The following is a 12,466-nucleotide window of genomic DNA, read 5'->3' as shown; positions in this document are numbered from 1 at the left end:
AAAATTTTTACTTATAGTTGATAGGCTTTGGAAAGTACCACCACTACCTCGGCGCGAGTTGCCCTTCCATTCGGTTTAAAGGAAGAACCGTACCCATTGACCCAATTTCTAGATGTTAAAGCCTCAATAGCAGGAGAAGCCCAGTGACTCGTTGGCACATCCTGATAATTCGATGTACCACGGTTATACATCAAAACATCACGTGCCCGCGCGATCATTACCGCCATCTCTGCACGTGATATCGGCTGATCCGGCTTCATTTCATTCTTCGGGTACCCTTTCAAAATCCCTAATTGATAGGCTACACCTAGGTTGTGATACGCCCAGTGCCGCTTTGGCATATCCCGGAAGGTCGTTTTTCCTGTGTAGGTAGTCGCTACCTTGGAACCGGTCGCACGCATTGATTTAAGCAGCATCGTCGCAAACTCTGCACGGGTCACTGCCTGATTCGGCTTGAACGACGCATCATTAAACCCATTTACAATATCGCGAGAGCTAAGTCTGACGATCTCTGAGCGCGCCCAGTGGTCCGAAATATCGCGATAGCCCGCTATCAATTTCTGCTGCGTCACCGTGAGTCGGTACGATTCATATTTGAACGCAGTACCGCTATTAAGGCGTACATAATATTTTCCTGGTTGCAAACGCAAACCGATAACATCGTTTCCTCGGTTAGACAGCTCCGCTACCTCATTCGTCGAAGCGATCGCATAGTTCATGTTTCGATCGCTATAGAGCGCGAAACGAAAGCCACTATCGACAGGAATGTACGGCGCTCGGAACGAAACATACGATTCACTATTCACAGTAAATTGGAACCAGTCGGAATCAGTAGCTGTCGGTATTGTGCCTGACATCACTGTCCCACCACTTAACGGAGACGCTTTTTGATAGGTGTCATTCGGCTCATTAAAATCTTTTTTTACTGGCGTGTATCCCAGATCCAGCTGATATTCGCCATTCACCACATTGCGATTGTACTCACTCACACGGATGTAATACTTGCCTGGTGACACTTCTTTTTGGAGCCGCTCAGTCGGATTGTCTATCGTTCCATTATCGTAGTTAGGATCCCAGACAACCGTCTTTTTCCCAGGCTCTTGTTTACCGATACCCAGCACTAGATCGACACGCTTATTATCAGGACTAACAGTGACATCCATATGCCCGTATTCACGAACGTAGTAGGAGAACCAATCCTGATCCCCTTCATCGTGAAAATTACCTGTTACACTGATTTGGTTGCCTACAAGCGGCCTTGCCGTCTCTTGCGTATCATTCGGTTCGTTACGGTCCGGATTGATGGTAAACTTACTCGTCAACACGTAGGTAAAAGCGTTGTTGACCCCTCCGTTACGCATTAACCGGATATTCATTCTTCCCGCCTTGACCGGGACAGTTATCGTATCCCCATTTCCGAAGTACTGCGTGATCGGCGGACGATTCTCTGGGTAAAAGGTAGCTGCCATCGCTGAAGAAACACCGGAAGTCACTGACGCTGAGAAGCTGACCTTCCCATCATAAGGGATGTCCATCTTCAGCCAGTCTATCGTGTCTTTTGGCCCCAAATTTCCACGTATTTGCGATTCAATCGGAAACGCTTTGGCTGAGTACGTCTGATTATTCGGCTCTAAAAAGTCATAGGATAAGGCCGTTCGAACTGCCTTGTCGACATTTAACAATCCGTAGCCCGTTTTCCGGTCCCATCCCTTTTCCCCTAAGTCCGTAGCTGTTTGATAAAGCAATTGTCTCACATCAAATGGACTTAGTTTGGGATGACGAGCTAGTATGAGCGCCGCTGCGCCCGCGACTTGTGGTGCCGCTGCTGAAGTACCGCTAAAAGAACCGTATTTTCCCCCAAGCTTGGTCGTATAAACATTGAAACCAGGCGCTACCAGGTTAAGCTCAGGTCCTGTATTGCTTTGATACAGCACTTCATTGTTACTCCTTACAGCCCCTACCGCTACTACCGTGGGATAAGCAGCCGGATAAGCCACACGGCTACTCTCATTGCCACTAGCTGCAATCAGAACAGCTCCGCTTCTTTCCGCTCGTTGCACAGCATCCGCCAATTCCTTGGAGTAGGCCATACTACTGAGAGACATGACGATGACTTTGGCTCCACGGTCCAAGGCGGTATGGATGCCCTTTGCAAGAATTTCCCTCTCGGTTTTTCCGTTTTTTGCCAAGACTTTAATCGGCAAAATCCTGGCATTCCACAAGACACCGGATACACCAATACTGTTATTCCCGCTAGCAGCCAGTACACCAGTTACTTCTGTTCCATGTCCGTTATCGTCCTGGGCAGACCTCCCGGGATTGACAAGATTCACACCCGGCAAAAGGTTGTCCTTCAAATCAGGATGCTTGTAATCCGCACCGGAGTCCAACACTGCGATGATAATCTGTTCATTACTATTTACGACTGACCAGGCTTGGTGAGCTCTAATTTGACTCAAATGAAGCTGGTTACTTAAATAGTAGTCATTTGATGCTGGTGGTGCTGCAGCATAGATCGTTTGGTTGTTTGCCATCACTAGCGCGACACTTAACGCAGTCGCTACTGACATGTTCACTGATTTTTTCATGCAAAACATTCCTTCCTTCTCTCCCCTGCACAATAAGCAGTCTAAAAGGAATTCAGGTATTTATCTTCTCGTCCTAGCATAGCGGATGAAAAGGGAGACATGCAACCCTGATCACCCAATATTTGGAACATTATTACAGTACAAAACCCTTTTCACCATGGGCAAAAAGGGTTTTCTTCTTACTGTAACAAACCTTTATTGTCTTCCACTTCAGGTGTTACCTGAGCTTTTTCTTTTTTTCTTTGTTGTGCTTTCGGAATAAAGGCAGTCAGTTCCGCCAAATTTACCTCTTCCTTTTTAATGGAGGAGAACGGAATATCAAATGCCCATACACGATGGCTATTTGCTTCAACCTTCATGTTTTCCAAGGTGAAGTGTACACGTGCTACGGTCTCGCCATCCTTATCATGAACGATAATCGGCACTTCGGTAAACTCCAGACGTTTTCCCAGACCGTTACGGAAAGCAACGATGACTTTCAGTCCGTTATCTTCACCTGGCTTGATGTCGAGGACTTGCAAATCTACTTCGCCCTCTACAATCGGAGCCTTCTCTGCTGCCTGCTGCAAGTATTGCTTGGACTCATCTGCACTCAGACCCAAATTGAAGTTTTGATTCTCTTCTACTTCATTCTTTTTCGGCTTGATATAGGTCAGCTTCAGAGGAACCTCTTTTTCAGGAATACGGTCGAACTCATCCCAGCGGAACATGAATTCCATCGGACGGCTGGACATTTCCATCACTGGACCAGATGTGATCAGATCAAAAGTCTTTCTCGCGACTTCCTCTCCATCCTCCGTCACCAAAGACAGCGGAAGCTTTTGCAGCAAAATGCTGCGGTCAGTCGCATTGCGAACGTAGGTAAGAACCAAGTAACCATCATTGGTAACCTGCGTAAAGAAAGGAATGATACCTACTTCGTTACGAACCACTGGAGGCATTTCATCATGAGCGTATTGCAAGAGCTCATGCTCCGCTTCGTCCAATTGATCATCCCACGGACCGTTCAGCACCAAAAACAATTCCTTGGAATCCACACGGTTCGCAGATTGCTGTGGATTCTCTATTCCGGATACACCCAAATAAAACTCTCTATGAAGATTCTCATGAATATCTTCGCGTACTTGCTCCAAGCTCTCCTTGGAACCAAACCAATTTTCCAATAACCAACTCATAAGTCAACCTCCTCTTTCCCACACCTCAAAAGTATTGCGCTCTATTCTACCTCAAGCGTCCATCTTTTCAGGTCGGCATCAGGCTTTTTCACTAAATTTGGCGGGAATACAATCATCCAAGGACGGCTGTAACCCGGCTTCACATTAATGCTACTTGCGTCCAGTACACCTGTTGCTACCAGATCACCATTTGCATCAGCAATCGTCAGCTTGATTTCATCAGGACGGTAATCGTGGGCCATCCCATTGCGGAAGAGCATCGCTGCTACCAAATGTCCTTCCTTTGTCATTCCGATGTCAAAACCAGTAACCTGAACGGTATCAATCGGAATCACTGGCAGAGACTGCGTCAACGCTTCCAGACGATCCTTTTGGCGATCAGTCATGCGCTTTTCCATTTCGGGATCGAGCTCCAGATTACGAGGCCATACATGCGAGTTTCTACCAGCCTTCATGACCACTTTCCAACGGTTAAAGGTGAAATTATCATGCAGATAGCTCTCTTCCGGGAACAATACCTCCCACGGACGGCTGGTATGCGGTGGAATTGCGTCCATATCTGACAAATCCACCTTGATCCGTGCAAACGCCTTATCATCGAGATAAATCGCTAATCCAACGTTTTTGATCCGCACTGGCTTATTCGTGGAGTTGCGGAAGAACATAGCGACAGTCATGCCGTTTGGCTGCGGAATCATACTGAATCCAGTTACGCTAACCATGCCTTTACGCATCTCAGGCAGTTCTTCTTGCAAAAAGCGAAGCGTGTACTTTTTCTCGGAATCCAGTTCACTTTCCCAAATCGGACTCAGAGACAATTCCGTACGAATCTTTTCAGCTCCACCTACAGAAGCTTCCTGTTGCTCATTGCCTTCCATTTCGACCTCGGTGTTTTTCATCTCAGCGACATCAATGGCAGACTCTTCTTGAATATCTTTTTTCAGATCCTGTTGATCCTTACCTAATAAATTCTTCATAAAGGAAAACATAGGCTACCTCCTCACACGTCCGGACACGAACGAAGCTCTCTCATCATGATAAACTTTTTTGACTAGCCTATGCAAATTTGCTCTCTTGCATCAGGCTCATTGGGGAACGTTTACTTTCCAACGGGACAAGTCCAGCTCTTCCTTTTGGATGCTCTCAGGCGGGAAAATAAACAGCCACGGCTTGCTCGTATTTGCATTTACAGTCAGGCTCCCGAGTTCAAACAGACCTTCTGCCACTTTATCCCCGCTTGCATCATACAGCGCCAGCGGCAACGTTTCGAAGGACAGCGACTGTGTAGAGCCATTGCGAATCAAAAGCATAGCATTCAGAGCACCATTTTCTGTTTGACGAATCTGCACACTCTGTATATTTACTTCTCCCTCTTTTAGAGCAGGAAGATTCTTCGCTAATTCAATTAAGGACGTTTTTTGTTCATCAGTCAGCGCCTTAATCCAGGATTCCTCCAGCTCCAGCTGCTGTGGAAGAACCATCTTCTTCTGCGCCATCTCAAAAGCGATCTTCCAATTCAAGAGAAGAACCTCTAGCTGTAAGAAGTGCTCTCTGGCAAATACAAACGACCACGGTCTTGCAGAACGCGGCGGAATTTCTCCAAGCTCGCTCAAATCAAAGGATTGGCGGGTAAACAGCTCCTGATCCCCAAACAGTACCACCAGTGTCATCTCATTCAGGCTGATTGAGCGGTCCGTGCTGTTCCGGACGAATGCCGTCACTTCGATCCCGTCATCATGCGGAACAAGCGCAGTTCCAGCCAAGGAGATATTCCCTGGTTGCAACGGCTCCAGCTCCTGAGCCATAAAGGAGAGAGAGTATTTCTCTTGCGCACTCAGCCGACTCTCCCAAGATTCATGTAGAGAGAGTGTTGTTGTGACGCCAGTTGATTCAACCTGTACCTGATGTGACTGTTCGGTATCAGCAGCGGAAAGAATCGATTCCTCCTGAACCTGCTCTCGCACCTCATTGGTTGTTGGTTTATTCCCCATTAAATTCTTCAAGAAGGATAACATATCGTCGCTCCCAACTTTTCTCTACATCTATATATAGTTACATTCGTCATCCACTATAGCATAGTGACATCCTTTTGCAACATAGAAAACTTGGCATTCCAAGCAGAAAACAAAAGGCTTTTGCAACCTTTTCACAGTGCAATTCGTACTGTTAGTTATGTTAGGATACCCGTACGCAACAGGGGATGTCAAGGAATGGAAGGATGGGCGGTGGGGCAAAAAAGGAGAGCCTGGTTTGCTCGCAGCCTCAAGGACCGTTTCTTAGTCGGTCTGTACCCTGCAAACACCTTTGATCGTTCACCGTGTCTCAGTCGTATATCTAATGAAGAAAAATTTTTTATGCAATCGAGCTGATGATGATTTCATGTATAACATTTCCATAATGAGTTAAAGTTTACAACGTTGTTTATTATTGATAAAATGTAAGGGTCTAAACAAATAACTTGGGGAATTACTTTTTGGCCAACTGACTCGTGCAGTTGGTTCTTTTTATGTGGATACAGGGAAAGAGCCTATCACAAACGCGATTGGCTCTTTCTGATTTGCTAATTTCCTTGTGGTGACTCATGGTCGCTTCATCTACCTGAAAATATTCCGAAGGTTTGTTACCTCCACCCGCCCCTTCAATTTGATGTACCCTCACTTAGACAAATGGATTTTTTCAGTTTCTTCTATATATACCGATGATTTGATCAGTAACGTCATCGCTGGCATTGCTTGTATTCGCTTTGCCTTGAGCAAAGGTATGGCTTTATGAGTGATAAGATCGTTATAGGATAAGCTTTTACTACTAAGCTAGAGGACTATTCGTTAATAGAATGGTCCTATTTTATTTTTACCAGTTTTATTTTGCTATTTTTTCAAAACATCAACTTCCAAAGGCAAAACTACACTTCCATATTGTGGGGATTTCCATTACTTAGCAATCAGCTACATCCATATTCCTTTTTTCTACAAATGATGGGTAACATGGAGACTATGAAAATACTGGTAGGACGTGATTTGCTGGAATTGGTGAACAATTAGAAATTATTGTAAGGGTTAGTGCTATTAACGGTACAACTGTTGAAGTTAAATTCAACAAAGAAGTTGATGCTGCATCTTTGTTTGCTGATGACAAGAGCGGTGCATTCGACGCTGGTGTTGTAACTATTAACTCTATCGATAACGTTGCAGCTGGTGCTTTGTCCGGTAAATTGAGCGAAGACGGCAAAACTTTGACTGTAACGACAGCAAGTGCAGTTTCCAAGCGTTACAACGTAGTTATCGATGGCATCAAAGCTAAAGATGGCTCTGCTTTTGCTAAATACGATGAAGTTGTAACATTCGCTGCTGACACTACTGCTCCAGCTATCGTTTCCACTGTAAAAGATTCCGCTAGCAATTTCACTGTTACATTCTCTGAGCCAATTAAACAAATCGGTACTGTAACATACAAATATGCTGACGGTACTCCAGTTGCAGATGGTCATGTTACTCATAACTTTACCACTACAACTGACAAAGTGACTTTCACTTTGACTTCTAATATCGCATCTGGCAAAACAGTTATTGCGACAGTAATTGGTGCGCAAGATACTGCGAGCAACCTGCTCACTCCAAACCCTGCAACTGTAACAATGGTTAAAGGTGCTTTGGACGGAGTAGCTCCAACAGTTTCTGCTATCACGCAAACAGGAGCAACTACATTCACTGTTAAGTTCTCCGAGCAACTTGCTGCAAACCCAACAATCTCCATCAATGGAGCAGACGTTGCTGCAGCTAGCGTGGTTAAAGACGCTACAGATGCTACTCTTTACACTGTAACTGCTCCAGCTGTACTTGATGGTGCTAACACAATCGCTGTAAAAGGCTTCAATGACCTGAGCGGTGAAGTTGGTACAGACACTAGCAAGGTTGTAGTGTTCACGAAAGACGCTGCAGCTCCAAAAGTTGCTTCTTCTAATGTAGTAGTTGATGCTACTGATAGCAAGCAATATCTTGAACTGACATTTGATAAAGATGTTAAAGTTGCTACTGGTAAAGTAAATGGTACTGGTACTTTCGTAAAAGACCATATCACGAACACAATCACTGCAACTGAAACAGAAGTAAAACAAGATGCAACTAACAAGAAAGTAGTTCGTGTAAACCTCGATGCTTTCTTGGGCGACGCTACTGATGTTGAGGGTGCTACATACAACCTCGACCTGAAATTCACTGGTGTAACTAGTGGTGCAGATGTAGTTGTTGAAGATGCTAAAGCAACATTTACTCGCGGTAAAGATGGTGTGCCAGCTAGTGGTGCAGTTGCGAAAGTAACAACTGTAGTTCAAGATGCTACTGACAACAACAAAGTAAACGTTACTTTTGACCAAGCAGTAGACGGAGCATCTGCTACGAATGCAGCTAACTACAAAATTGACGGCGCTGTTGTTGAATCTGTAACATTGCTGCCAGCTGTAACTGCAGCTGGAGTAACTACTCAAGTTGCAGTTCTGAACTTGAAAGCAGGCTCTAACGAATTCACTGGTACTCGCAACATCAACATCTCTGATGTGAAAGCTCTTGGTTCTACTAAAGTGATGGAGCCATTCCACACTAACGCAGTAGAATTGAAAGAGAACGTTGCTCCAGTTGTCGTTTCTGCTAAATTGACTGGAACTGAAGAAATCACTTTGACATTCTCTGAAGCTGTTGCTGACGATGCTGCTAAGGATTTCGAAGTTTTGATCGAAGGCAAATCCCAGGGAACTGTTGAAACAGTAACCACTGGCATCGGTTCTACTGCTGTTACTACTGTAAAAGTAGCTATCGCAGCGGTTGACGCTGACAAAATTGCTAAGGGTATCTCCCTGAAAGCACTGGATACCATTGATGTGAAGGACGCTGCAGGAAACGCTCTGTCGGTTCCAGCTAACATCGTTGTTACTCAGTAATCGAAATACTACTTCATAAGCTCTACTAAATAGAGCAAGGGAAGTGGAAAGAGCACCCCATACGCAGAAATGTGTACGGGGTCTTTTTCTAACCATCACATAAATATTTGTAATCCGTTGTAAATGATGGAAGGGACTAACGCTTTCATGCGCTAGTCCCTTTTATTTACACTTACATAATACTGAAAACTTATAACTTTTTTAATCACATAACATTTTCGTTTCATTGTATGTAAATATCCAATTAACGGCTATACTAATCGTGTTCTTACTTTTTCTGCTTATGTACACTGGCATTCATGGTGGTGTTTCGAAACAAATGGTTTTAACTCAAGCAGTAGACCTATTCTTGCAATATCTGTTCTCCATTGGTCGTAGTGAACAAACAATAACGGGGTATAAAAAGGATCTCACCTATTTTACCCGTTTTTTGGAAAGCAAATACAACTGTGAACCATACATCGATGAAGTGACTGCTACGGATATCGAGGACTTTCTTTTATATCTGAAATCAGAGCGTTCCTATGCTCCTGCCAGCAGACAACGCAACCTCCATACTTTTCGTTCATTCTTTTCTTATGTGCATAAAAAAGAATGGGTTCCACGGAATATCGCGCTGTCTGTAGAGAAAATAAAGGTGCAACAAAAAGAAAGGACTTATCTGGAAGAAGAGGAAGTAAACGATTTAGTGAACGCAGTCGATCACTCACTAATCAAACTAGTGGTCATCGTTCTCTTCATGACGGGTATGCGTATATCAGAATGCTTGAACCTCACATTACAAGATGTGAAATGGGATCAGCAAGTGATTCACGTGGTGGCGGGTAAAGGAAACAAGGATCGATTCATTCCCATCTCCCCCCGTTTACTGCCATTGTTGAAAGAATATGTACGCTATCAGAGACCGGATTCTGGTTCTACTCGATTCTTTTGTACGAAAAAGACCGGAAAGCTATCACCGGTTTACGTAAACCGCGAGATTACAGAAGCAGTCAAACGTTTGGGGTGGAGTAAGAAAGTCACAGCCCATATCCTCCGCCACAGCTTTGCAAGCCAGCTAGTCAAAAAGGATGTTAATCTGGTACAAATACAAAAACTTCTAGGACATTCATCTTTGAACGTAACCAGTGTTTATACTCACACCAATTTAGATCAGTTACGAGATGCGATCAACCATTTGTAGGTGAGTGTATAAAATATCCAAACACTTTAAAAGAGAGATATATAGGAGTGTAGAGAGTGGATATACGGACAGAGAAAAAACCAATCTATGACGAACGAGTCAATGAGATATTACGAGGCATGGTTGAGGGAAAAACAAGAGATGAGATAGCACAGGAATTGGGACATAAGAATTACAAGACGTTAGATATATACATGCGTCGCAAGAACTTTATGTGGGATCGTTATAAGCAAGCCTATGTACCTATATATACAAGTACTGAGAAGTGGGACCCAAGCAAGGATTTAATGAAATCTACAATGGAGTCGACGATTCTCTCGCTCTTTCAGAAAGAAGGAGCAGATGCGAAGACGATTGCCAAACGTATGGGCTTTCAGGATCATCGTGAGCTGGCAACATATATGAAGGCAAAAGGATACAAGTGGAGTTCTGATACGAAGAACTATGTGAGGGAATACGGGAAACTGTCCGATAAGGAAATGGTTCATAAGGAAGCAGAATCGAATTCTTATATGGATATCGCGCTGGAAGAACTTGAGGAGCCTTTTATATCGGCTAGAACTGGCCTTACGGCTTCGAACCAGATGGATCAATATCTTTCCCTACTCGAGCTTTTGGAGCGTAACAGGGGCCGTCTAATCGATCTGATCGTCCCAGGCTCAGAATCAGGTAAAGTTCCTCGATATGCCGTACCTGGCGTTTTCGTTACGAAATCCGTTCATATGACAAATACACTCGATCAAATGGTCCGCGAATACAGTAAGGAAAAAAATATTAGTCAGAGAGATATATTCGCTGTTGCATTGATTGAGTTTTTCAAGCGATATGGGTATGAGAGAGAGATCAGTACATTGATTGGTAAAGTGTAAGTCAAATCGCCTTCTAATCCCTGTGATTTGCTACGGGATAGGGAGGCTTTTTATTTTTATATCATACAGGCATAGCAATCACTGAGATAGAGGCATTGGACCTACAGTATTCGGTGGATTTTGGCACATTCTAAATACTGTCCAACGGCGTTTATTACAGATTTACTGAGAAGGGGGACTTTGATTATTTCGCTTAGCTTGTTAACGAGAGAAAGAGCCTGCCTCTGAGAGGCAGACTCTTGTGATAAATTAAGGATGTAAAGCTTCTGATTGAAAACTATTTACTCTTCACTGTAATTGTGATGTTTTCGTCTGCTACTGTTTTCGTAGACGTAAATGTTACTTTCGCCCCGGAAACCGTGATATTCTGACGGAATAACCCTTTTCCATTGTTGAGTGCTTGGAAAGCAGATGCAATTTTGTCTGCAATTTCAGAAGGGGTTTCTGTGCCTTGAAGGGTAACAGTAACCGTCTCATTCAAGTAGTTTCCGTCGGTAAAGTTAACACTCAAATCCTTCGAGCCAGAACCAGCCTCAGTAATTTCAAGTTCATTTACCTCAGCGACTCCGCCCGTACCAGCAACTCCCTTTCTCCATTCTGAACCTACTCCAGTGACACCCGTCGCGTCAAGATCTTCTAACGTGATGGTAATATCTTTGTCTGCCTCTTGTGTTGGTTCTTTAATATAAATAGTCATACCACTTCCTGTCATATCATAATCAAATCCCAATTCTTGATAGATAGCATCCATCAGTTTGTAAAAGACTGTTGTAGTATTGTCATTCATGTTCACCGTTTGAATAATGTCTTTTCGAGTCTGGCCATCATCAAATACTACTTTAATCCTTCCGTCTTTATTTGCACCTGTTAAAATTTCCAACTGATTCGTCTCTTCTGAACCACCGGTCGGTGCCATACCTTTTATTACTTCCTTCGCATTCCAGACAATCTCGCTATTCTCGTCTTATCCCGTTTTATATTTTGGGTTTATAACGAGCCTACACCGTACGGGCGACTTTCATCGCATACGGCGTTCCATCAGCGAATAAGGAACTGTTACGTCTTACAATGGGCATCTTCATCCTATCAGATGCTTCTCACAAATTTCTCACAAACTTAATTGTCTTAGCGCGCTAAACTGGCAGTCGTCTTAAACAGGATAAAACGCAAAAAAGGACTGCAGAAATGATCTCTCTGCAATCCTTTTTGGAAATCGTTCATTTGTAGACTTGAGAAACTACAACGCCCATTGTAAGTTCTCGTATCCTTCTTATCCGCTGACTGAGTTCCTTCGCTCCGGCCAGTTTTCTCCTCCCCGCCTATGTTACCACTACGGGTACAAACGGCAAGCCATCCACACTACTACGAACCCGCCGCCATCTTATCAGCCTCACTGGTGCTAACCCACCTCTTCTGATAAGACTTCAAACGTTCCACCTTGTCTATCCCTTGTTTTGCTGACCTTAGGTCCCCACTATACAATCCAAGAAAAACAGGTTTAACAGCCTGAATTATTCCTGTTTCGTCTGCACGATCTCGCGTACATCGACTGTTGTTAAACCCCTAGCGCTTAACTACCTAACAACAGCTATCTCGTATTGGGTCACCATGGATTCGTCGCCTGACCATAGTCAACTTTTAAAGAGCCCCGCCTTGCATCTCAGCAAGTACGACTTCACCTGACTTCACGGGAGCAGTTGGTATAGGACTGCTTTCCG

Annotated in this window: 8 protein-coding genes; 3 read left to right on the top strand and 5 right to left on the bottom strand. The window is 44.0% G+C overall.

All coding sequences use genetic code 11. The annotated features are described in order from the left end of the window. Nucleotides 1-11: 11 nt before the first annotated feature. From HP399_RS03335 to HP399_RS03320, 4 genes are all read right to left on the bottom strand, one after another. Nucleotides 12-2,588, bottom strand: a complete 2,577-nt coding sequence (locus HP399_RS03335) for a S8 family peptidase (protein ID WP_173619673.1) — start codon at nucleotides 2,586-2,588, stop codon at nucleotides 12-14. Nucleotides 2,589-2,767: 179 nt separating this feature from the next. Continuing rightward, on the bottom strand, nucleotides 2,768-3,763 hold the full coding sequence (locus HP399_RS03330) for an SLAP domain-containing protein (RefSeq protein ID WP_173619674.1): 996 nt from the start codon (nucleotides 3,761-3,763) through the stop codon (nucleotides 2,768-2,770). Between the two features lie 41 nt (nucleotides 3,764-3,804). Continuing rightward, nucleotides 3,805-4,752: an SLAP domain-containing protein gene (locus tag HP399_RS03325; protein WP_173619675.1), complete on the bottom strand. Its 948-nt coding sequence runs from the start codon at nucleotides 4,750-4,752 to the stop codon at nucleotides 3,805-3,807. A 96-nt stretch (nucleotides 4,753-4,848) separates the two neighbouring features. Beyond that, nucleotides 4,849-5,778 (bottom strand): accessory Sec system S-layer assembly protein, encoded by a 930-nt coding sequence (locus tag HP399_RS03320; protein ID WP_173619676.1) that lies wholly within the window; start codon nucleotides 5,776-5,778, stop codon nucleotides 4,849-4,851. Between the two features lie 1,103 nt (nucleotides 5,779-6,881). On the opposite strand from HP399_RS03320, the gene HP399_RS03315 reads away from it, so the two are divergent. The 3 genes from HP399_RS03315 (at nucleotide 6,882) to HP399_RS03305 (ending at nucleotide 10,748) form a co-directional block, all read left to right on the top strand. Further along, on the top strand, nucleotides 6,882-8,696 hold the full coding sequence (locus HP399_RS03315; RefSeq protein WP_173619677.1) for a hypothetical protein: 1,815 nt from the start codon (nucleotides 6,882-6,884) through the stop codon (nucleotides 8,694-8,696). Between the two features lie 319 nt (nucleotides 8,697-9,015). Then, the gene (locus HP399_RS03310) at nucleotides 9,016-9,879 is read left to right on the top strand and encodes a tyrosine-type recombinase/integrase (RefSeq protein ID WP_173619678.1); all 864 of its coding nucleotides are present in this window, start codon (nucleotides 9,016-9,018) and stop codon (nucleotides 9,877-9,879) included. Between the two features lie 56 nt (nucleotides 9,880-9,935). Then, a complete protein-coding gene (locus HP399_RS03305) occupies nucleotides 9,936-10,748 on the top strand; it encodes a hypothetical protein (protein ID WP_173619679.1) in 813 nt (270 codons plus the stop codon). Between the two features lie 277 nt (nucleotides 10,749-11,025). Here HP399_RS03305 and HP399_RS03300 read toward each other — a convergent pair whose 3' ends face one another. Then, entirely contained in the window at nucleotides 11,026-11,664 is a 639-nt protein-coding gene (locus tag HP399_RS03300) for a hypothetical protein (RefSeq protein ID WP_173619681.1), read from the bottom strand. Nucleotides 11,665-12,466: the final 802 nt, after the last annotated feature.

This window comes from Brevibacillus sp. DP1.3A (assembly GCF_013284245.2).
GTDB lineage: Bacteria > Bacillota > Bacilli > Brevibacillales > Brevibacillaceae > Brevibacillus.
This window is presented reverse-complemented; position numbering and strand designations above follow the sequence as displayed.

Excerpts from the sequence above, each read along its gene's own strand:
- HP399_RS03320 (WP_173619676.1), bottom strand. The coding sequence starts at position 5,778 with ATGTTATCCTTCTTGAAGAATTTAATGGGGAATAAACCAACAACCAAT.
- HP399_RS03310 (WP_173619678.1), top strand. The coding sequence starts at position 9,016 with ATGGTTTTAACTCAAGCAGTAGACCTATTCTTGCAATATCTGTTCTCC.
- HP399_RS03330 (WP_173619674.1), bottom strand. The coding sequence starts at position 3,763 with ATGAGTTGGTTATTGGAAAATTGGTTTGGTTCCAAGGAGAGCTTGGAG.
- HP399_RS03335 (WP_173619673.1), bottom strand. The coding sequence starts at position 2,588 with ATGAAAAAATCAGTGAACATGTCAGTAGCGACTGCGTTAAGTGTCGCG.
- HP399_RS03325 (WP_173619675.1), bottom strand. The coding sequence starts at position 4,752 with ATGTTTTCCTTTATGAAGAATTTATTAGGTAAGGATCAACAGGATCTG.
- HP399_RS03300 (WP_173619681.1), bottom strand. The coding sequence starts at position 11,664 with ATGGCACCGACCGGTGGTTCAGAAGAGACGAATCAGTTGGAAATTTTA.